This is a genomic window from Cupriavidus sp. MEYA8 (assembly GCF_059278825.1).
In genome coordinates this window covers 2,198,112-2,220,359 of sequence record NZ_CM181221.1, presented here as the reverse complement: position 1 = coordinate 2,220,359, position 22,248 = coordinate 2,198,112, and the positions used below count along the sequence as shown (strand labels likewise).

The window sequence follows — 22,248 nt, the reverse complement described above, 5'->3', positions numbered from 1 at the left end:
GCTCAGGCGCCGTGCCACGGCAGGCCGCGCACGCACCAGCCTTCGACCGTCTTGCGGTGGTGATGCTCGTCGCGATTGCCCTCGAAGCCTTCCAGCACGTCCATGGCGAAGTGGTAGCCGGCTTCGGTCGCCACGCGCGCGGCATGCTTGGAGCGCGCCGCGCTGCGGCACAGGAACAGCACCGGCACGTCGGCCGGCACGCGCGCCTTCAGTTCCTCGATGAAGCGGGCGTTCTGCGCGCCGCCCGGGTACGCCATCCATTCGACATGGGCGAACTGCGCGTCGGGCACATCGACGCCGCCGACCCAGTCCAGCTCGGCCTGCGTGCGCACGTCGACCAGCACCGCCGCGGGATCGTTCTGCAGGAGGGCATAGGCTTCCTGCGGCGACAGCGCGCCGAAGTACGGGAGCTGGTTCTGTTGCTGGCGCTGCTGGGCGGCCTGGAGAAGATCGTCTCGGGTGGTCATCTGCGTGACAAATGAAATGGATGAAATTGAGGGCGCGAAGGCCGTAACCCGGTATTCTATAGCGCCGCGGCAACCCGGCGGCCGTAACACGCACCGCGCTGGCTGTATGGCATCACGACCGGGCACGCTATGACCGATTTTGGTGCCACTGCACTAATGCGGTGCGATTACTTGCTCATTGCACCATTGTGGTGTTTTATTGGTGGGCGGAACCCGAGTGTGCATGTCGATGGTGCGCCACCCCGGCGCTTTCTGGCACGGCCCTCCGGATCGCGCCTACCCCGCGACGGTGCGCGGTTCGCCGGAGTTGCACATTTTTCGGGCCGGGAAAAGCAGTGGGGCGTTTGCTTGGCATGCTTTCTGCTAACATTCCCCCGTCCTTTCGTGGCGAGGTCGGCAAGCGCGGCGACATGCAGCGGCGCCGCCGGCGACAGGCCCAAGAATTGGCTTTCACAGACATTTGCCGAATACCCAGGAGATTGGCATGGCCCACAGCGTTGCAGACGTGATGAAGCTGGTGAAGGAAAACGACGTCAAGTTCGTCGACTTCCGTTTCACCGATACCAAAGGCAAGGAGCAACACGTGTCCGTGCCCGTGTCGCACTTCGATGAAGACAAGTTCGAAAGCGGCCACGCTTTCGACGGCTCGTCGATCGCCGGCTGGAAGGGTATCGAGGCTTCGGACATGCTGCTGATGCCGGATTCGAACACGGCTCACATCGACCCGTTCTATGAAGAGCCGACGCTGGTGCTGTCGTGCGACGTGATCGAGCCGTCGGATGGCAAGGGCTATGACCGCGACCCGCGTTCGATCGCCAAGCGCGCCGAAGCCTACCTGAAGAGCACCGGCCTGGGCGACACCGCCTTCTTCGGTCCGGAACCCGAGTTCTTCATCTTCGACGGTGTGACCTGGAACGTCGACATGCAAGGCTGCTTCGTGAAGATCCATTCCGAAGAAGCCCCGTGGTCGTCGGGCAAGGAGTTCGAGCACGGCAACGCCGGCCACCGTCCGGGCAAGAAGGGCGGCTACTTCCCGGTCGCCCCGATCGACACGTTCCAGGACATGCGTTCGGAAATGTGCCTGATCCTGGAATCGCTGGGCATCCCCGTTGAAGTCCACCACCACGAAGTGGCTGGCCAGGGCCAGAACGAAATCGGCACCAGGTTCAGCACGCTGGTGCAGCGCGCCGACTGGACCCAGCTGCAGAAGTACGTGATCCAGAACGTCGCTCACACCTACGGCAAGACCGCCACGTTCATGCCGAAGCCGGTCGTCGGCGACAACGGCTCGGGCATGCACGTGCACCAGTCCGTGTGGAAGGACGGCCAGAACCTGTTCGCCGGCAACGGCTACGCCGGCCTGTCGGAATTCGCGCTGTACTACATCGGCGGCATCATCAAGCACGCCCGCGCGCTGAACGCCATCACCAACCCGGGCACGAACTCGTACAAGCGCCTGGTGCCGGGCTTCGAAGCCCCGGTCAAGCTGGCCTACTCGGCCCGCAACCGTTCGGCTTCGATCCGTATCCCGTATGTGGCCAACCCGAAGGGCCGCCGCATCGAGACCCGCTTCCCGGATCCGCTGATGAACCCGTACCTGGGCTTCTCGGCGCTGCTGATGGCCGGCCTGGACGGCGTGATGAACAAGATCCACCCGGGCGAAGCCGCCGACAAGAACCTGTACGACCTGCCGCCGGAAGAGGATGCAAAGATCCCGACCGTCTGCTCGAGCCTGGATCAGTCGCTGGAGTACCTGGACAACGACCGCGAGTTCCTGACCCGCGGCGGCGTGTTCTCGAACTCGATGATCGATGCGTACATCGAACTGAAGATGGAAGAAGTCACGCGTTTCCGCATGACCACGCACCCGGTCGAGTTCGAGATGTACTACTCGCTGTAAGCGGCCCTTGCCCGGGAATGACGCAGGTTGTGACCGGGCAACAGTTGCACCAGAAAGGGGCGGCTTCGGCTGTCCCTTTTTGCTTTGCTCGCTAGAATGGGGAATCCGATCCCATCCCGATCCATCCCTGTTCACACCTAACGCCATGTCCATGGACGCTTCTTCGCGCAAGGCCAGCCGGGCCGCGTCGCCGCACCAATTTCGTGTTCGATTCCCTGTTCTGGTGAGTGCCGTGGCATTGACACTGGGTGCCTGGGCCGGGCTGTCGCAGGCGCAGTCGTCTTCCGACGTCTACGTTTGCACCGGACCCAACGGCGTACCCGAGTATCGCAACGGCAGCGCCGGCAAGGGATGCAAGAAGCTGAGCCTGCCCGATGTGGTGACCGTGCCGGGCGGGCGAAGCGCGCCGGCGCCGGCGGCGGCCAAGGGCGGTGCTGCCACGGCCGGCAACGCCAGCTTCCCGCGCGTGGACAGTGCCACGCAGCGCAGCCGCGACAGCGAGCGCCGTACCGTGCTCACGCAGGAACTGCAGAGCGAAGAGGCCAAGCTGCAGGCGCTGCGCGCCGAATACAACAACGGCCAGCCCGAGCGCCAGGGCAATGAGCGCAACTATCAGAAATACCTGGATCGCACCGCGGCGCTGCGCGACGACATCGCGCGCAGCGAGGCCAACGCGGCATCGCTGCGGCGCGAGCTTGGCAACCTGAAGGACTAAGTCTTATGCGTCGCCTGATTCGAGGTGTGTCGCGCAAGGTCGGTGGTGCCGACAGCGCCCGTGGCGAGACCGCCGCGCCGGACCTCGTGCAATCGGGCGGCAGCGCCCAGGTGTTGCCCATGGGCGTGGTGGCCTTCCATGCCGGCCTCGACGTGGTGGCCAACCCGGTGCTGCTGGTGCGCCAGCCCGGCCTGCGCGTGGTCTACGCCAACCCCGCCGCCGAGGCGACCTTCGGCGTGTCGCGCCGGGGCATGGTGGAGCTGTCGCTGCCGGACCTGTTCGGCCACTCGGACGAGCTGCACAGCATGCTCGACACCGTGGTCGCGCGCCAGTTCGACGTGCGCCGGCAGGACCTGGTGCTGCACCCGCCGCTGCAGGAACCCATCCATGCGCACGTAGTGATCGCCGCATTGGAAGCGTCCGGCGACACCGTGGTGGTGGAAATCCTCCCCAACGAGCAGAAGGTGCGCAGCGACCGCGAGGAGCGCATCCTCGACCTGACCTCGGCCAACAAGGAACTGATCCGCAACCTGGCGCACGAGATCAAGAACCCGCTTGGCGGCATCCGCGGCGCCGCGCAGCTGCTGGAGTTCGAGCTGCCGGAGCGCTCGCTGCGCGAATACACGCAGGTCATCATCAAGGAGTCGGACCGGCTGCAGACGCTGGTGGACCGGCTGCTGGAGCCGCACCGCCATCCGCATATCGTATCGAGCCTGAATATCCACGAGGTGCTGGAGCGCGTGCGCTCGGTGGTGCTGGCCGAATTCCCGAACGGGCTCGATATCGTGCGCGACTACGATGCCAGCCTGCCCGAGCTGCAGGGCGACATGGAGCAGCTGATCCAGGCGGTGCTCAACATCGTGCACAACGCCGCGCAGGCGCTGGCCGACCGCATTGCGCGCGGCGATGCGCAGATCGTGCTGCGCACGCGCGTGGCGCGCCAGGTCACCATCGCCAAGCGCCTGTTCAAGCTGGCATTGGACTTGCATGTGATCGACAACGGCCCGGGAATCCCCGAAGACATTCGCGAGCGCATTTTCTATCCGCTGGTATCGGGTAGGGATGGCGGCAGCGGTCTCGGTCTCACACTCGCTCAAACCTTCGTGCAGCAGCACGAGGGCTTGATCGAATGCGAGAGCCGGCCGGGCTGTACCGACTTCCGCATCCTGCTGCCGTTGCACTAGCTGTCCGCGAGCGATCGCGCCGCAGTGCCGGGTATGTGGAAGACCAAATGACACCGAGCAGACAAGCGACGCACATGAAGCCGATCTGGATAGTCGACGACGATCAATCAATCCGCTGGGTCCTGGAAAAGGCCCTTGCCCGTGAAAGCCTGCTCTCGCGCAGCTTCACCAATGTGCGAGACGTGCTGGCCGCGCTGGAAGAAGACCAGCCGCAGGTGCTGATTTCCGATATCCGCATGCCCGGCGGCTCCGGGCTGGATCTGCTGCAGGCCATCAAGGCGCGGCACCCGGGGCTGCCGGTCATCGTGATGACCGCCTACTCGGACCTGGACAGCGCCGTGGCGGCGTTCCAGGGCGGCGCCTTCGAATACCTGGCCAAGCCGTTCGATGTCGACAAGGCGGTCGAGCTGATCCGCCGTGCGCTCGAAGAAAGCCTGCGCGAAGAGGAGATGGACGACCGGCTGGTCGATGCGCCGGAGATCCTCGGCCAGGCGCCGGCCATGCAGGATGTGTTCCGCGCCATCGGGCGGCTGTCGCAGTCGAATGTCACGGTGATGATCACCGGCGAGTCGGGCACCGGCAAGGAACTGGTTGCGCGCGCGCTTCACAAGCACAGCCCGCGTGCCAACGGCCCGTTCATCGCGCTCAATACCGCGGCCATTCCCAAGGACCTGCTCGAATCCGAACTGTTCGGCCACGAGCGCGGCGCCTTCACCGGTGCGCAGACCATGCGCCGCGGCCGCTTCGAACAGGCCGAGGGCGGCACGCTGTTCCTCGATGAAATCGGCGACATGCCGTTCGATTTGCAGACCCGCCTGCTGCGCGTGCTGTCCGACGGCAACTTCTATCGCGTCGGCGGCCACAACCCGTTGCGCGCCAATGTGCGGGTCATCGCCGCGACGCACCAGAACCTGGAGCTGCGCGTCAAGGAAGGCCTGTTCCGCGAGGACTTGTTCCACCGCCTGAACGTGATCCGGCTGCGCTTGCCGCCGCTGCGCGAACGGCCCGAGGACATCACGCTGCTGGCGCGCCATTTCCTGCAGAAGAGCGCCAAGGAACTGGGCGTCGAGCCCAAGCGCATGTCGGACGAGGCGCTGGCCTATGTCAGCACGCTGCCGTTCCCCGGCAACGTGCGCCAGCTCGAGAACCTGTGCAACTGGCTGACGGTGATGGCACCGGCGCAGACCATCGAGGTCAAGGACCTGCCGCGCGAAATGCTGGAGGCTGGCGTCAGCGAGCCGATCAATGCGCCGCGGCCCGAGCGCGTGGTCGAGGCGCGTGCCGCCGAGTACGAAGCCGGTCATGAGCTGGCCGACTACGGCGGCTTTGCCATGCCGGTGGCGGAGGCGGATACGGCGACCGTGGTGCGGCCGGCGCCGGCTGTCAGCGCTGCGCCGGCCGGCACTGCCGCCGGCTGGGAGCACCTGCTGGCCGGCGAAGCGCGCGCCATGCTCGAGGCCGGGCAGCCGGAGGTCATGGATGTGCTGACACGCCGGTTCGAGAAGGCGGTGCTGGAGGCCGCGCTGGGTGTCACACGCGGGCGTAGGGTCGAGGCCGCGACGCGACTGGGCATCGGGCGAAATACCATTACGCGCAAGCTGCAGGAATTGGGATTCGACTGAGCGGGCAGAGCGGAAAAAAACGGCCGGGCATGTGCCCGGCCGTTTTGCTTTTTGCCTTGCCAGATCTCAGCCGCGCGCCTGCACCAGCCGCTGCGCCATCTCGGCGAAACCTTCGCCACCCGCCGCCGCAGTGATGAAGGCCGGCGGCACCGGCAACTGCGGCAGGATATCCCGCACATTGGCCACTCCGACCGACAGCGGAAAATGCGCGAACATGCTGGCATCGTTGGCTGAATCGCCGATAAACAGCCATTCATCGCGGCAAGCATCCAGATCTTCTCCGAGCAGTTCCGCCACGCACAGCTTGCTCATCGAGAGCTTGTCATGCTCTCCGAACCAGCCGTTGACATGGATGGAGCTGACCGTGGCAGTCATGCCGGCCTCGCGCATCAAGGCGGCAATGCGTGCCACCGCTTCCTGCGGCAGTGGCGGCACGTCTTCGGCATGATCGATCGCCAGGTCGGCGGCGTGCCAGGCCTGGTCCGACGCCAGCGCGCAGCCCGGCACCTCAAGCAGGATGCGCTGGCCAAGCGCATCGATGCGCTCGAGGTTGCGCGTCCGGGTGGCCGCATCGTCCAGGAAGCGGGTATGCAGCCGGCCATCGCGCAGGTGCGAATAGAAGGCACCGTTCTCGCCGATGATCGCGTCCACCGGCCACAGCCGGGTCAGGATCTCGGCCCACGCAATGCAGCGCCCCGTTACCGGGATGACGTGCAGGCCAGCCTGGCGCAGGCCGTCCAGCGCCAGATAAGTGGAAGCGGGCAGCCGCCCGTCGGTCGTCAGCGTGCCGTCGATATCGGTCAGCACGCCGCGCACGCGCCGCAGCACGGAATTAGAGAGCTTGTTCAGGGATTGCATGGCGGGCCATTGTAACCGTCATCCTGCCGTCTTCATTGGCTATGTCGGTTATTGCACTGCAAAACGGCCGGGATCCGTGAAGTTGCTGATTTGCTTGCCCGGGTGCGACCGGCGTAACATGCCGCTGTCACAAAATAATCACATGCTGTCGGGTTTTCGACCGCACAGAAACTGACAGACCAAGGAGAGCATCGATGTCCGTATCCCGTACCGCGCTCAAACTCGTCGCGCTGGCCGCCCTGACCGGGGCCGGCAGCGCGCACGCCGCCGTTGAAATCCAGTGGTGGCACGCCATGCAGGGCGCGCTGAACGACAAGGTGAACGAGATCGCCAACAAGTTCAACGCGAGCCAGTCCGACTACAAGATCGTGCCGGTCAACAAGGGCAACTACGACGAAACCATGGCGGCTGGCATCGCCGCGTTCCGTGCCGGCGGCGCGCCGGCGATCCTGCAGGTGTTTGAGGTCGGCACCGCCACCATGATGAGTGCCAAGGGCGCGATCAAGCCGGTGTCGACGGTGATGAAGGACGCCGGCGAGAAATTCGACCAGAAGGCCTACATCCCGGCGGTGGCGGGCTACTACACCTCGTCCAAGGGCGAGATGCTGTCGTTCCCGTTCAACAGCTCGACCACGGTCTTCTACTACAACAAGGATGCCTTCAAGAAGGCCGGCCTCGACCCGGAGAAGGCGCCCAAGACTTGGCCGGAGGTGATGCAGTATTCGGCCAAGCTCAAGGCCTCGGGTACCAACTGCGCGTACACCACCGACTGGCAGGGCTGGGTCCACCTGGAAAGCTTCTCCGCCTGGCATAACACGCTGTATGCCACCAAGAACAACGGCTTCGGCGGCACCGACACGCGCCTGGTCTTCAACAGCCCGCTGCACGTCAAGCACATCACCAACCTGCAGGACATGGTGAAGAAGGGCTACTTCAGCTATGGCGGCCGCAAGGCGGAATCGCAGGCCAAGTTCTATAACGGCGAGTGCGCGATGTTTACCGGCTCGTCGGCCTCGCTGGCCAATATCCGCAAGAACGCCAAGTTCGCGTTCGCGGTGGCCCAGCTGCCGTACTACCCGGACGTGCAGGGCGCCCCGCAGAACACCATCATCGGCGGCGCTTCGCTGTGGGTGATGGGCGGCAAGAAGCCGGACGAGTACAAGGGCGTGGCCAAGTTCTTCAACTTCCTGTCGCGTCCGGAGATCCAGTCGGACTGGCACCAGGCCACCGGCTATCTGCCGGTAACGATGGCCGCCTACGAGATGACCAAGAAATCCGGCTACTACGACAAAAACCCGGGTGCCGATGTGTCGGTGCAGCAGATGGTGGTCAAGACCACCGACAAGTCGCGCGGCGTGCGCCTGGGCAACATGGTGCAGATCCGTACCGTGGTGGACGAGGAACTGGAAGCCGTCTGGGCCGGCAAGAAGGAGCCCAAGGCAGCGCTGGACTCGGCTGTGGCCCGTGGCAACGATCTGCTGGAGCGCTTCCAGAAGACCGCGCGCGAATAAGCGCGGGCTGACAGCAAGCTGATAGGAAAGGGCGGGCGGCGGCGAAACCTCCGCCCGCTTGCATTGTGGCCGGCCGCATCCGGCCGTACCTGGAACGATGCCGCGACCCGCGGCATCCGCCGGAATCCGTTCATGGAAAAACGCGTTGTTTTCCGCTCGCCGTGGCTGCCGTATCTGCTGGTCTTGCCGCAGATCGCGATCACGCTGATCTTCTTTTTCCTGCCCGCGGGGCAGGCGCTGTATCAATCGATGCTGCAACAGGATGCCTTCGGCATCAACCTGGAGTTTGTTGGCCTCGATAACTTCCGCATGCTGTGGAACGACCCGCTGTATGTGGAGTCATTCCAGACCACTGCGATCTTCGCCATCGGCGTCACCGTGGTGGGCCTGACCACCGCGCTGGCGCTGGCCTATTTTGCCGATCGCGTGATCCGCGCCGCGGTCGGCTACAAGACCTTGCTGATCTGGCCGTACGCGGTCGCGCCGGCGGTGGCGGGCGTGCTGTGGATGTTCATGTTCAACCCGACGCTGGGCGTGGTCTCGTACGCACTGCGCAAGATGGGCGTGGAATGGAATTTCCTGCTCAACGGCAACCAGGCGCTGCTGCTGGTGGTGCTGGCCGCGGCATGGAAGCAGATCAGCTACAACTTCCTGTTCTTCCTGGCCGGGCTGCAGAGCATCCCGCGCTCGCTGATCGAGGCCGCGGCCATCGACGGCGCCGGGCCGTGGCGCCGCTTCTGGTCGATCATCTTCCCGCTGCTGTCGCCGACCACTTTTTTCCTGATGGTGATCAACGTGGTCTACGCCTTCTTCGATACCTTCGCCATCATCGACGCGGTCACGCATGGCGGCCCGTTCAACTCGACCAACACGCTGGTGTACAAGGTTTTCCATGACGGCTTCCGCGGCATGGATATTGGTGGCTCGGCCGCGCAGTCGGTGGTGCTGATGGTGATCGTGATCGCGCTGACCGTGGTGCAGTTCCGCTACGTGGAACGCAAGGTCCAGTACTGACGGAGGCAGCCATGGTAGAACGACGTCCTTTCCTTGATTTCCTGACCCACGCGGTGCTGATTCTCGGCATCGTGGTGGTGGTGTTCCCGGTGTACCTGACCTTCGTCGCGTCGACGCTGACTGCGGAAGAAGTGCTGGACGCGCCGATGACGCTGATCCCGGGCAGCCACCTGATCGAGAACTATCGCACCGTGCTGTTCCAGGGCGTGGGCGAGGCCGCATCGCCGGTCTCGACCATGATGAAGAACAGCCTGATCATGGCGCTCGGCATTGCGCTGGGCAAGATCGCGATCTCGATCATCTCGGCCTTTGCCATCGTCTATTTCAAGTTCCCGCTGCGCAAGACCTTCTTCTGGCTGATCTTCATCACGCTGATGCTGCCGGTCGAGGTGCGGATCCTGCCGACCTACAAGGTCGTGTCGGACCTTGGGCTGCTCGACAGCTACTTCGGGTTGACCATTCCGATCATCGCGTCGGCGACCGCGACCTTCCTGTTCCGCCAGTTCTTCCTGACCATTCCCGATGAACTGGCGGAAGCCGCGCGCATCGACGGCGCGGGGCCACTGCGCTTTTTCTGGGACGTGGTGCTGCCGCTGTCGCGCACCAGCATCGCCGCGCTGTTCGTGATCCAGTTCATCTACGGCTGGAACCAGTACCTGTGGCCGCTGCTGATCACCACGCAGAAGTCGATGACGCCGGTGGTGGTGGGCGTGACGCAGATGATCTCGCGCTCGGGCGATGCCGCCACCGACTGGAACCTGGTGATGGCCACGGTGATGCTGGCGATGATCCCGCCCGCGGTGGTGGTGGTGCTGATGCAGAAGTGGTTCGTCAAGGGCCTGGTCGAAACCGAAAAATAAGCGGAACAACAAGGCGTGGCGCGCCACCCGCGCGCGCGCAGGACAACAGCAATGGCAAAACTGTCGCTTCGCAACGTTCAGAAAACCTACGCCGGCGGTACCCAGGTGGTGCACGGCATCGACATGGAAATCGCCGACGGCGAGTTCATCGTCATCGTCGGCCCTTCGGGCTGCGGCAAGTCAACGCTGCTGCGCATGGTGGCGGGGCTGGAAACCATCACCGGGGGCGAGATCCATATCGGCGACAAGATCGTCAACAACCTGGAGCCGGCCGAGCGGGACATCGCCATGGTGTTCCAGAACTACGCGCTCTACCCGCACATGAGCGTGTACGACAACATGGCCTACGGCCTGAAGATCCGCGGCATGGCCAAGGCCGAGATCCAGCAGCGCGTGGAGCATGCCGCCGGCATCCTGGAGCTGTCGCCGCTGCTGGACCGCAAGCCGCGCCAGCTGTCGGGCGGGCAGCGCCAGCGCGTGGCCATGGGCCGTGCCATCGTGCGCGAGCCGGCGGTGTTCCTGTTCGACGAGCCGCTGTCCAACCTCGACGCCAAGCTGCGCGTGCAGATGCGGCTGGAACTGAAGGACCTGCATCGCCGCCTCGGCACCACCAGCCTGTACGTGACCCACGACCAGGTCGAGGCGATGACGCTGGCCGACCGCATGATGGTGCTCAACGCGGGCCGCGTGGAGCAGATCGGCACGCCGCTGCAAGTCTATTCGAAGCCGGCCAGCACCTTTGTTGCGGGCTTTATCGGTTCGCCGCCGATGAACCTGATCCCGGTGGTTCGCAACGGCGCGGGCAATGGTGGCGCGCAGATGCGGGTGGTGGCGAAGGAGGGCGCCGACAGCGCTCCCGCCACGCTCGGCCACCTGCCGATGGGACTGCACCTGCCCGAACAGGCGTTGCTGGGACTGCGGCCGGAACATATCGAGCCGTGCGCCGCGCACGAGGCCATCGCCGAGGTCGATGTGCGCGTGGTGGAGGCGCTCGGCGCCGACTCGTTCGCCTATGGTTCGCTCGGCGGCCAGCCGGTGGTGGTGCGGCTGGAGAGCCATGCGCGCGTGAGCGCAGGCGACCGCCTGCCTGTGACCTCGTCGCCTGACCACCTCCATTTCTTCGCGCCGGATACCGGCAAGCGCATCGAGGCCTGACATGCCAGCCATCGCAGACACCCAGTCCTGGCCGTACCCGCGCCATATCGCGCATCGCGGCGCGGGCAAGCTGGCGCCCGAGAACACGCTCGCCGCGTTCCGCCACGGCGCCGCCTTTGGGTACCGGATGTTCGAGTTCGACGTCAAGCTGACTGCCGACGGCAAGCCGGTGCTGATGCACGACGCGACGCTCGACCGCACCACCAGCGGCAAGGGCAGGGTCGATGCGCTGACGCTTGGCGAGTTGGCGCTGCTCGATGCCGGCAGCTGGCACGGCCCGGCCTGGGCCGGAGAGCCGGTGCCGACGCTGGCCGCCATCGCCCGCTATACGCAGGCCAACGGCTTCCTGGCCAATATCGAGATCAAGCCGGTGCCCGGCACCGAAGCGCGCACCGGCGCGGCGGTCGCGCTAGATGCCGCGGCGCTGTGGGCTGGCGCTGCGGTGCCGCCGCTGCTGTCGTCGTTCTCGGAAGAGACACTGACTGCGGCAGCACGCGTGGCGCCAGACCTGCCGCGAGCGCTGCTGCTCGACAAGCTGCCGGCCGACTGGCTCGAGCGGTTGCGCCGGCTCGGCTGCGTGGCACTCGATGCGAATTACCGAGAGCTGGACGAGGGCGTCATTGCGTCCGCGCACGCGGCCGGCTACCGCGTCCTCAGCTATACCGTGAACGACCCGGCGAAGGCCGCGCAACTGCTGGGCTGGGGGCTGGACGGGCTGATCACCGATGCCGTCGACAAGATAGAGCCGCACGTCTGATTGTTGTGTGGCTGTTGCTAAAACGCCGATGGCGATGCGAGTTGTCGTGCGATGAAGTTCCGCATCGCGAAAAGTCCACATCCCGTTCAGGCAAACATGCTATTCTTACCGCCGTGAAGACTTAGGTCCTTCCCCGCACAACTTGCCCTTTCGGGCCTTGTGAGGAAGCCAGCACATGCGGCACCCCGGTGGCGCCGTTTGCGCAGGGTCCTCAGTTGGGCTCCCAAGAGTTGTTTGCAATCCGCTAACCGGTCAAGCCGTGTCGCGGAAGGTTGAATAACCCGCTGAACTCCGGCATACCCGGAGAATAGTGAGCGTCCCATGATGCAGCAGTACCAGAGCAATTCGTACCTCTTCGGCGGTAACGCCCCGTATGTCGAAGAACTGTACGAAGCCTACCTCCAGAATCCCGCCTCGGTTCCCGACAACTGGCGTTCGTATTTCGACGCCATGCAGAACGTTCCCGCCGTCGACGGCTCGAACGGCCGGGATGTCGCCCACGCTCCCATCGTTGCCTCGTTCGCCGAGCGCGCCAAGCAAGGCCCCATCAAGACCATCGTTGCCTCGGCCGATTCCGACATGGGCCGCAAGCGCGTCGCTGCCACCCAGCTGATCGCCGCCTACCGCAACATCGGTTCGCACTGGGCCGACCTGGACCCGCTCAAGCGCCAGGAGCGTCCGCCCCTGCCGGATCTGGACCCCGCGTTCTACGGTTTTTCCGAAGCTGACCTCGACATCGTCTTTAATGCCAGCAATACGTACTTTGGCAAGGAGTCGATGAGCCTGCGCGAGCTGCTGAACAACCTGCGCGAAACCTACTGCGGCACCATCGGCGCCGAATTCATGTACGTGAGCGACCAGGCGCAGAAGCGCTGGTGGCAGGAGCGCCTGGAAACCACGCGTTCCAAGCCGGTCTTCACGCTGGAGAAGAAGAAGCACATCCTCGACCGCCTGACCGCGGCCGAAGGCCTGGAGCGCTTCCTCCACACCAAGTACGTCGGCCAGAAGCGCTTCTCGCTGGAAGGCGGCGAAAGCTTCATCGCCGCGATGGACGAACTGATCCAGCGCGCCGGTACCAAGGGTGTGCAGGAAATCGTGATCGGCATGGCCCACCGCGGCCGCCTGAACGTGCTGGTCAACACGCTGGGCAAGATGCCGGCCGATCTGTTCGCCGAATTCGAAGGCAAGCACGTCGACGACCTGCCGGCCGGTGACGTCAAGTACCACAAGGGCTTCTCGAGCGATGTCTCGACCGAAGGCGGCCCGGTGCACCTGTCGCTGGCGTTCAACCCGTCGCACCTGGAAATCGTCAACCCGGTGGTGGAAGGCTCGGCCAAGGCCCGCCAGGAACGCCGCGGCGAAGTCGGCCACAAGGAAGTGCTGCCGGTGCAGGTGCACGGCGACGCCGCCTTTGCCGGCCAGGGCGTGGTCATGGAGACGCTGAATCTCGCGCAGACCCGCGGCTACGGCACGGGCGGCACGATGCACATCGTCATCAACAACCAGATCGGCTTCACCACCTCCGACCCGCGCGACGCCCGCTCGACGCTGTACTGCACGGACGTGGTCAAGATGATCGAGGCCCCGGTGCTGCACGTGAACGGCGACGATCCCGAAGCCGTGGTGTACGCCATGCAGCTGGCGGTTGATTTCCGCATGGAATTCAACAAGGACGTCGTGGTCGACATCATCTGCTTCCGCAAGCTGGGCCACAACGAGCAGGATACCCCGGCGGTCACGCAGCCGCTGATGTACAAGAAGATCAGCCAGCACCCCGGCACGCGCAAGGTGTACGCCGAGAAGCTGGCCGCGCAGAAGCTGGTCCCGGCCGAGTTTGGCGACGAGAAGGTCAAGGAATACCGCGCTGCGATGGACGCCGGCAAGCACACCGCCGACCCCGTCCTGTCGAACTTCAAGAACAAGTTCGCGGTGGACTGGATGCCGTTCCTGAACCGCAAGTGGACCGACGCCGCCGACACCGCGGTGCCGGTGACCGAACTGAAGCGCCTGGCCGAGCGCATCACCACCACGCCTGAGACGCTGAAGCTGCACCCGCTGGTGGAGAAGGTCGTCAAGGACCGCGCCAACATGGGCCGTGGCGACCAGCCGCTGGACTGGGGCATGGGTGAGCACCTGGCCTTCGCCTCGCTGGTGTCCTCGGGCTACCCGGTGCGCATCACCGGCCAGGACGCCGGCCGCGGCACCTTTACCCACCGCCACGCCGTGCTGCACGACCAGGCGCGCGAGCGCTGGGATGCCGGCTCGTACGTGCCGCTGCAGAACGTGTCGGAAAACCAGGCACCGTTCACGGTGATCGACTCGGTGCTGTCGGAAGAAGCCGTGCTCGGCTTCGAATACGGCTACTCCGCAGCCGAGCCGAACGCGCTGGTGATCTGGGAAGCCCAGTTCGGCGACTTCGTCAACGGCGCCCAGGTGGTGATCGACCAGTTCATCTCGTCGGGTGAAGTGAAGTGGGGCCGCGCCTCGGGCCTGACCCTGATGCTGCCGCACGGCTACGAAGGCCAGGGTCCGGAGCACAGCTCGGCTCGTATCGAACGTTTTCTGCAGCTCTGCGCGGACCACAACATGCAGGTCTGCCAGCCGACCACGCCGGCCCAGATCTTCCACCTGCTGCGCCGCCAGATGATCCGCCTGTTCCGCAAGCCGCTGGTGATCATGACGCCGAAGTCGCTGCTGCGTAACAAGGACGCCGTGTCGTCGCTGTCTGAACTGGCCAAGGGCCACTTCGAGACCGTGATTGCCGACCAGGAAGAACTGAACGCCAGCAAGGTCAAGCGCGTCATCATGTGCTCGGGCAAGGTCTACTACGACCTGGTCAACACGCGCAAGGAACGCGAGGCCAACGACACCGCGATTATCCGCCTGGAGCAGCTGTATCCGTTCCCGCACAAGGCTGTTGCCGCGGAACTGAAGAAATATCCGAACGCCACCGAGATCGTGTGGTGCCAGGACGAGCCGCAGAACCAGGGTGCCTGGTTCTTCGTGCAGCACTACATCATGGAAAACATGACGGATGGCCAGAAGCTCGGTTATGCCGGTCGTCCCGCCTCGGCTTCGCCGGCGGTGGGCTACTACGCAAAGCACAACGAGCAACAGAAGGCTCTGCTGGAAGCTGCCTTCGCCAAGCTCAAGGGCTTTGTTCTGACCAAGTAATCAGAGGCAGCCACGGCGACGCGCGCAGTTGCGCCGTGGCTTGCCGATATAAAGACAACACGCATAACACGAGGAATTCACAACCATGGCTATTGTTGACGTCAAGGTTCCGCAGCTGTCCGAATCGGTCGCCGAAGCGACCATGCTCAACTGGAAGAAGAAGCCTGGCGAAGCCGTTGCCCAGGACGAGATCCTGATCGAGATCGAAACCGACAAGGTCGTGCTGGAAGTGCCGGCCCCGTCGGCAGGCGTCCTGTCGATCATCGTCAAGAACGACGGCGATACCGTCGTGGCCGATGAAATCATCGCCAAGATCGATACCGAAGCCACTGCTGGTGCCGCCGCCCCGGCTGCTGCCGCTCCGGCGCCCGCCGCCGCTGCCCCGGCACCGGCTGCTGCTGCTGCCGCTCCTGCCGCCGCAGGCGGCGTGGCCATGCCGTCTGCTGCCAAGCTGATGGCCGAAGCCGGCCTGTCGGCTGGCCAGGTTGCCGGCACCGGCAAGGACGGCCGCATCACCAAGGGTGACGCGCTGGCTGCTGCTGCTCCGGCCGCCAAGGCCGCCCCGGCTCCGGCCGCCGCCAAGCCGGCGCTGCAGCAGGTTTCGGCTCCGGTCGACTTCGCCGCACTGGGCGACCGCCCGGAAGAGCGCGTGCCGATGAGCCGCCTGCGCGCCCGTATCGCCGAGCGCCTGCTGCAGTCGCAAGCCACCAACGCCATCCTCACCACCTTCAATGAAGTCAATATGAAGCCGGTGATGGACCTGCGCAACAAGTACAAGGACCGCTTCGAGAAGGAACACGGCGTGAAGCTGGGCTTCATGTCGTTCTTCGTCAAGGCCGCGGTGCACGCGCTGAAGAAGTTCCCGCTGATCAATGCCTCGATCGACGGCAACGACATCGTCTACCACGGCTATTTCGACATCGGTATCGCCGTGGGCTCGCCGCGCGGCCTGGTGGTGCCCATCCTGCGCAATGCCGACCAGATGAGCCTGGCCGACATCGAGAAGAAGATCGCCGAGTTTGGCGTGAAGGCCCGTGACGGCAAGCTGTCGCTGGACGAGCTGAGCGGCGGGACCTTCTCGATCTCCAACGGTGGCGTGTTCGGTTCGATGCTGTCGACCCCGATCATCAACCCGCCGCAATCGGCCATCCTGGGCGTGCACGCCACCAAGGATCGCCCGGTGGTGGAAGACGGCCAGATCGTGATCCGCCCGATGAACTACCTGGCCATGTCCTACGACCACCGCATCATCGACGGCCGCGAAGCCGTGCTGGGCCTGGTCGCCATGAAGGACGCGCTGGAAGATCCGGCCCGCCTGCTGCTGGACCTGTAATCGACGGTCCCCCCTGCGCGCGTTGGTTCATGCCGGCGCGCGCGGTGCGCATCTCCAGAGTTGATCGCGCGCCGGCACACGCTGCCGGTGCCACAAAGGAATCCCCATGAGCAAACAATTCGACGTGCTGGTGATCGGCGCCGGCCCCGGCGGCTATATCGCCGCGATCCGCGCCGGCCAGCTCGGCCTGAACGTGGCCTGCTGCGAAGGCAACGCCTACGACGATCCCAAGAACGAGCCGCGCCTGGGCGGCACCTGCCTGAACGTGGGCTGCATCCCGTCAAAGGCACTGCTGGCTTCCTCGGAAGAATTCGAGAACGCCCAGCACCACCTGGCGGACCACGGCATCACCGTGGGCGACGTCAAGGTCGACGTGTCCAAGATGCTCAAGCGCAAGGACGATATCGTCGGCAAGATGACCAAGGGCATCGAGTTCCTGTTCCGCAAGAACAAGGTGACGCTGCTCAAGGGCTACGGCAAGTTCGTCGGCAAGACCGCCGAGGGCTTCCAGGTCGAGATCGCCGGTGAAGTCGTGACCGCCAAGCAGGTCATCATCGCCACCGGTTCGAAGGCCCGCCACCTGCCGGGCATCAAGGTCGACAACGACCTGGTCAGCGATAACGAGGGTGCGCTCAAGTTCCCCGCAGTGCCGAAGAAGCTGGGCGTGATCGGCGCCGGCGTGATCGGCCTGGAGCTGGGTTCGGTGTGGCGCCGCCTGGGCTCGGACGTGACCGTGCTGGAAGCGCTGCCCGCGTTCCTGGGCGCCGCCGACGAAGGCGTGGCCAAGGAAGCCCAGAAGCAGCTGACCAAGCAAGGCCTGAAGTTCAGCCTCGGCGTGAACGTGAGCGAAGTGACCACCGGCAAGAACGGCGTCACCGTCAAGTACACCGACAAGGACGGCGCCGCCCAGACCCTGGAAGTCGATCGCCTGATCGTGTCGGTCGGCCGCGTGCCCAACACCGACAACCTGGGCCTGGATGCTGTCGGCCTGGCCGCCGACCAGCGCGGTTTCATCGAGGTGGACGACCACTGCGCCACCAAGGTGCCGGGCCTGTGGGCCATCGGCGACGTGGTGCGCGGCCCGATGCTGGCGCACAAGGCCGAGGACGAAGGCGTGGCCGTGGCCGAGCGCATCGCCGGCCAGAAGCCGCATATCGACTACAACTGCGTGCCGTGGGTGATCTACACCTTCCCGGAAATCGCATGGGTCGGCAAGACCGAAGCCCAGCTCAAGGCAGAAGGCCGCGAGTTCAAGGCTGGCCAGTTCCCGTTCATGGCCAACGGCCGTGCGCTGGGCATGGGTCACGCCGATGGCTTCGTCAAGATGCTGGCCGACGCCAAGACCGACGAGATCCTGGGCGTGCACATCGTGGCTGCCAACGCGTCGGACCTGATCGCCGAAGCCGTGGTGGCGATGGAGTTCAAGGCCGCCAGCGAAGATATCGGCCGCGTCTGCCATCCGCACCCGTCGATGTCGGAAGTCATGCGTGAAGCCGCGCTGGCTGTCGACAAGCGTCAACTCAATATGTAAGGCGCATGCCTCGCATTGTTTGAGTACCGGCGCGCCGCACCAGCGGCGCGCCGTTTTCACTTGCGGCGCGTGCCGCGTGAGCCCCCAGCATGAACGTCACTGAGTACTACAAAAAGGAACTGAAGGAGCGCGGCTACACATCCGACGAGGCGCAGTTGCGTGCCGTGGCGCGGCTGCAGCAGTGCTACGACGAATGGGTGGCCTACAAGAGCCGCCGCAACAACGCGCTGAAGAAGCTGCTGGTCCGTCCCGACGTGCCCAAGGGCGTCTACATGTGGGGCGGGGTGGGGCGCGGCAAGTCTTTCCTGATGGACAGCTTCTATACCTGCGTGCCGGTGGTGCGCAAGACGCGGCTGCACTTCCACGAATTCATGCGCGAGGTCCATCGCCAGCTGGAAGAGCTGCGCGGCCGCCCGGACCCGCTGGATGAACTGGCCAGGCGCATCGCGCGCCGGTTCCGGCTGATCTGTTTCGACGAGTTCCATGTCAGTGACGTCGCCGACGCGATGATCCTGCACCGCCTGCTGCAGCAGCTGTTCGACAACGGCGTGCAGTTCGTGATGACTTCCAACTACCGGCCGGACCTGCTCTATACGGACGGCCTGCACCGCGACCGGGTGCTGCCTGCCATCGCGCTGATCCAGCAGAAGATGGACGTGCTCAACGTCGATGCCGGCATCGACTACCGCAAGCGCGCACTGGAACAGGTGCAGGCTTACCACACGCCGCTCGACGCCAGCGCGAACTCGGCGCTGCGCGATGCCTTCACGTCGATTGCCGGCGTGGCCGACGAGTCGCCGCTGCTGCATATCGAGCACCGCGAACTGCGCTCGCTGCGCAAGGCCAATGGCGTGGTGTGGTTCGACTTCGCCACGCTATGCGGCGGGCCGCGCTCGCAGAACGATTACCTGGAGCTGGCTTCGCAGTTCCATACCGTGATCCTGTCCGACGTGCCGCGCATGACGCCGCGCATGTCGTCGGAAGCACGGCGCTTTACCTGGCTGATCGACGTCTTCTACGACCACAAGGTCAAGCTGCTGATGTCGGCAGAAGTGCCGGCGGACGAACTCTACACAGAGGGGCAGATGGCCAACGAATTCCACCGGACCGTGTCGCGCATCATCGAGATGCAGTCGCGCGAGTACCTGGAATCCGAGCGCCGCACCATGGACACGTCGCTCACCTGAGCGTCGGCAAGCGTTGTATTTCGGCCCGGCGCGACGATAGCCGGGCCGCATTGACCTAAATCAAGGCCGATGCCGGGACCGCCCTATACCCTGCAGGGGGTAGAAAAAGGTCCCCATGTCGTCCCCAGCCACCATCCCTTCCGCCAGCGTGCTGGCCTTGCATGCAGCGTCCGCGGCGCCTGCCGCCAACGCTGGCACGGCCGCTGTTGGGGCGCAACTCGCATGCTTCCATTGCGGCCTGCCCGTCGCGCAGGCCGAGCCACTGGCTGCCGAACTGGACGGCGCCCGCCGGGTCTTCTGCTGTGGCGGCTGCCAGGCCCTGGCGCAGACCCTCCACGCAGCCGGATTTGCCCATCTATATGGTGACGAGGCCCGCTTTGCCCGTCCGATCGACGACGCGGCGCGGCGCGAAGCCGAGCCGATCTGGGGCGCCTATGACACCCCCGAATTGCGCACCCAGTTCGTGCGCCCGCTCGACAACGGCCGCGCCGAGATCACGCTGGCGCCGGAGAACATCCGCTGCGCCGCCTGCGCCTGGCTGATCGAGCAGCACCTGACGCGCCAGCCCGGCGTGGAATCCGCGGTTGCCAATGTCGCCACCCGCCGCGTGGTGGTGCGCTGGCGCGAAGGCACGCAGTCCGTGGCCGGATTGCTGGCCGCGCTCGCCGGCATCGGCTACATGGCGTGGCCGTTCGAGGTCTCGCGCACCGACCAGCAGGACCGTCGCGCGCGCCGCAGCCTGCTGATGCGCATGGCCGTGGCCATGCTCGGCATGATGCAGGTAATGATGTACGCATGGCCGATCTACACGCACGAGGCCACCATCGACCCCGGCCAGTTGCAGCTGATGCGCTGGGCCAGCTTTGCGCTGACGTTGCCGGTGGTCTTCTATTCCGCATCGCCGATCTTTGGCGGCGCCTGGCGCAGCCTGCGCCAGCGCCATATGGGCATGGACGTGCCGGTCGCCATCGGCGTGGGCGCGGGATTTATCGCCAGTGCGCTCGCCACCGTGCGCGGCATCGGCGAGGTCTATTTCGATTCGGTGACGATGTTCGTCGCCTTCCTGCTGCTGGCGCGCTACCTCGAACTGCGGGTGCGCCAGGCATCGCGCAGCGGTGCCGAGATGCTCGCGCGCCAGCTTCCCGCCACCTGCGAGCGGCTTGCCGGAATAGGGGCCACGGGTGAACGCATCCCGGTGGCACGTTTGCGCCAGGGCGACCTGATCCGCGTGAAGGCGGGCGAGATCGTTCCCGCCGACGGGACCGTCGTCGCCGGCGCCAGCGAACTGGACGAGTCCATGCTGACCGGCGAAAGCCGGCCGGTGCGCCGCCGTGCCGGTGAAACCGTGCTGGCCGGCTGCTTCAACACCGCCAGCCCGCTGGAGCTGCGCGTGTCGCGCGTGGGCGCCGGCACACGGCTGGCCGAGATCGTGGCGGTGCTCGACCGCGCACTGGCGGAGAAGCCCCGCCTGGCCACGCTGGCCGACCGTGTCGCCGGCTGGTTCGTGGCGACGCTGCTGGTGCTGGCGGCGCTGACCGGGCTGGTGTGGGGGCTGTGGATCGATCCGTCACGCGCGCTGCTGGTGACGATCGCCGTGCTGGTGGTCAGCTGTCCGTGCGCGCTGTCGCTGGCCACGCCGGCCGCGCTGGCCGCCGCGGGCGCCGCGCTGTCGCGGCGCGGCGTACTGCTGACGCGCGGCCATGCGCTGGAGACGCTGGCGCGCGTGACCGATGTGGTGCTGGACAAGACCGGCACGCTGACTGAAGGACGCTTTGCCGTGGCGGCAGTGCAGCCGCTGGCCGACCTGAGCGAGGCGCAATGCCTTGCACTGGCCGCGGCGATGGAGCGCGGCGGCGAGCACCCCATCGCACGCGCACTGCTCGCGGCCGTGCCCGATGGAGGGGGCCATGCCGTGGCGGTCACCGGCATCCGCAACGTGCCCGGACAGGGCCTTGAAGCCACGGTCGGCGGACGCCGCCTGCGGCTCGGCCGGCTGGATTTCGCGCGCGGGCTCGTTAGCGGCGGCTCATCCGTGCCAGTGCCGGCGGTTGCGGGCCCGGCCCATCCCGGCGCCACGGTCGTGTGGCTGGCGGCACAGGACGGCGTGCTCGCCAGCTTCGTGCTGGCCGATGTCGAGCGCGCGCAGACGTCCGCGCTGCTGGCGCGGCTCGGTGCGCTGGGCGTGCGCTGCCACCTCGTCTCCGGCGATAACGCCGCGGCCGTGCGCTGGTGGGCAGAGCACTTCGGCATCGGCCATGCCGCCGGCGAAGTGACACCCGAGGGCAAGCGCGACTACGTCGCGCGGCTGCAGCAGGGCGGGGCGGTAGTGCTGGCCGTGGGCGACGGCATCAACGACGCCCCGGTGCTGGCGCAGGCGCAGGTCTCGATCGCGATCGGCAGCGGCGCGCCGCTGGCGCAGGCCGGCGCCGACGCCGTGCTGACACACGGCGGCATCGACGAGATCGCAACCGCGCTGGCGGTGTCGCGCAAGGCGCGGCGCGTGGTGCGGCAGAACCTGGGCTGGTCCTTTTTCTACAACGTGGTGGCGATCCCGCTGGCGGCGACCGGGCTGGTGATGGCATGGATGGCCGGTATCGGCATGTCACTGTCGTCGCTGCTGGTGGTGGCCAACGCCTGGCGTCTGCTGCGCGCCGGCCGCAAGTCGGTCTAGGAGCCTCATGGAAACGCTTTACCTGCTCGTGCCGATGAGCCTGGTACTCGTCGTCGTGATCGCCGCCGCGCTGTGGTGGGCATTGCATGCGGGCCAGTACGACGATCTCGACCGGCCCGCGGAATCGATCCTGCTGGACAACGACAAGCCTTGATGCGCGCATGTCCTGGGATGACATCGGTCTCGGACCGGGGCGGCGCCGCGAGGTTCATTGCCGGTCCTGAGCGACTTGATAAAGATCAACACACCGGTGGCGGGGTTTTTCTAAAGTCACAACGTCAGTAGGTTTTTCTCTTCTCTAAGCTTTGG

The 22,248-nt window shown here is 65.5% G+C and carries 17 protein-coding genes; 15 read left to right on the top strand and 2 right to left on the bottom strand.

From position 1 onward, the window contains the following. Positions 1–2 precede the first annotated feature (2 nt). Positions 3–467: a rhodanese-like domain-containing protein gene (locus AC5WJ1_RS10255; RefSeq protein WP_133096511.1), complete on the bottom strand. Its 465-nt coding sequence runs from the start codon at positions 465–467 to the stop codon at positions 3–5. 484 nt (positions 468–951) lie between these two features. Between AC5WJ1_RS10255 and AC5WJ1_RS10250 the strand changes: the two genes are divergently transcribed. From AC5WJ1_RS10250 to ntrC, 4 genes are all read left to right on the top strand, one after another. Further along, entirely contained in the window at positions 952–2,367 is a 1,416-nt protein-coding gene (locus AC5WJ1_RS10250) for a 3-hydroxylaminophenol mutase (RefSeq protein ID WP_116320415.1), read from the top strand. A 151-nt stretch (positions 2,368–2,518) separates the two neighbouring features. Next, positions 2,519–3,082, top strand: coding sequence for a DUF4124 domain-containing protein (locus AC5WJ1_RS10245; RefSeq protein WP_133096510.1), 564 nt, complete (start codon positions 2,519–2,521; stop codon positions 3,080–3,082). 5 nt (positions 3,083–3,087) lie between these two features. Continuing rightward, the gene (glnL, locus tag AC5WJ1_RS10240) at positions 3,088–4,266 is read left to right on the top strand and encodes a nitrogen regulation protein NR(II) (protein WP_133096509.1); all 1,179 of its coding nucleotides are present in this window, start codon (positions 3,088–3,090) and stop codon (positions 4,264–4,266) included. Positions 4,267–4,340: 74 nt separating this feature from the next. After that, a complete protein-coding gene (ntrC, locus tag AC5WJ1_RS10235; protein WP_133096508.1) occupies positions 4,341–5,888 on the top strand; it encodes a nitrogen regulation protein NR(I) in 1,548 nt (515 codons plus the stop codon). Between the two features lie 66 nt (positions 5,889–5,954). On the opposite strand, the gene AC5WJ1_RS10230 is transcribed toward ntrC, so the two are convergent. Beyond that, complete coding sequence (locus AC5WJ1_RS10230) at positions 5,955–6,746, bottom strand: HAD-IIB family hydrolase (RefSeq protein WP_135705493.1); 792 nt, start codon at positions 6,744–6,746, stop codon at positions 5,955–5,957. Positions 6,747–6,940: 194 nt separating this feature from the next. Between AC5WJ1_RS10230 and ugpB the strand changes: the two genes are divergently transcribed. The 11 genes from ugpB (at position 6,941) to ccoS (ending at position 22,093) form a co-directional block, all read left to right on the top strand. After that, positions 6,941–8,257 carry a sn-glycerol-3-phosphate ABC transporter substrate-binding protein UgpB gene (gene ugpB, locus AC5WJ1_RS10225; protein WP_135705492.1) on the top strand — a complete coding sequence of 439 codons (1,317 nt, stop codon included), beginning with the start codon at positions 6,941–6,943 and terminating at the stop codon, positions 8,255–8,257. Between the two features lie 132 nt (positions 8,258–8,389). Beyond that, positions 8,390–9,271, top strand: coding sequence for a sn-glycerol-3-phosphate ABC transporter permease UgpA (gene ugpA, locus AC5WJ1_RS10220; protein ID WP_029046178.1), 882 nt, complete (start codon positions 8,390–8,392; stop codon positions 9,269–9,271). An 11-nt stretch (positions 9,272–9,282) separates the two neighbouring features. Next, a complete protein-coding gene (gene ugpE / locus AC5WJ1_RS10215) occupies positions 9,283–10,131 on the top strand; it encodes a sn-glycerol-3-phosphate ABC transporter permease UgpE (RefSeq protein WP_133096505.1) in 849 nt (282 codons plus the stop codon). A gap of 51 nt (positions 10,132–10,182) precedes the next feature. After that, complete coding sequence (locus tag AC5WJ1_RS10210; protein WP_133096504.1) at positions 10,183–11,286, top strand: sn-glycerol-3-phosphate import ATP-binding protein UgpC; 1,104 nt, start codon at positions 10,183–10,185, stop codon at positions 11,284–11,286. Between the two features lies 1 nt (position 11,287). Then, positions 11,288–12,043, top strand: a complete 756-nt coding sequence (ugpQ, locus tag AC5WJ1_RS10205) for a glycerophosphodiester phosphodiesterase (RefSeq protein ID WP_133096503.1) — start codon at positions 11,288–11,290, stop codon at positions 12,041–12,043. Positions 12,044–12,364: 321 nt separating this feature from the next. Then, the gene (locus AC5WJ1_RS10200; RefSeq protein ID WP_133096502.1) at positions 12,365–15,217 is read left to right on the top strand and encodes a 2-oxoglutarate dehydrogenase E1 component; all 2,853 of its coding nucleotides are present in this window, start codon (positions 12,365–12,367) and stop codon (positions 15,215–15,217) included. An 85-nt stretch (positions 15,218–15,302) separates the two neighbouring features. Beyond that, a complete protein-coding gene (gene odhB / locus AC5WJ1_RS10195; RefSeq protein ID WP_494476065.1) occupies positions 15,303–16,550 on the top strand; it encodes a 2-oxoglutarate dehydrogenase complex dihydrolipoyllysine-residue succinyltransferase in 1,248 nt (415 codons plus the stop codon). 106 nt (positions 16,551–16,656) lie between these two features. Next, complete coding sequence (gene lpdA / locus AC5WJ1_RS10190) at positions 16,657–18,081, top strand: dihydrolipoyl dehydrogenase (protein ID WP_133096500.1); 1,425 nt, start codon at positions 16,657–16,659, stop codon at positions 18,079–18,081. An 89-nt stretch (positions 18,082–18,170) separates the two neighbouring features. Then, positions 18,171–19,268, top strand: coding sequence for a cell division protein ZapE (gene zapE, locus AC5WJ1_RS10185; RefSeq protein WP_133096499.1), 1,098 nt, complete (start codon positions 18,171–18,173; stop codon positions 19,266–19,268). A gap of 115 nt (positions 19,269–19,383) precedes the next feature. After that, positions 19,384–21,939 carry a heavy metal translocating P-type ATPase gene (locus tag AC5WJ1_RS10180; protein ID WP_494476064.1) on the top strand — a complete coding sequence of 852 codons (2,556 nt, stop codon included), beginning with the start codon at positions 19,384–19,386 and terminating at the stop codon, positions 21,937–21,939. 7 nt (positions 21,940–21,946) lie between these two features. Continuing rightward, positions 21,947–22,093, top strand: a complete 147-nt coding sequence (gene ccoS, locus AC5WJ1_RS10175; RefSeq protein ID WP_063238066.1) for a cbb3-type cytochrome oxidase assembly protein CcoS — start codon at positions 21,947–21,949, stop codon at positions 22,091–22,093. Positions 22,094–22,248 lie beyond the last annotated feature (155 nt).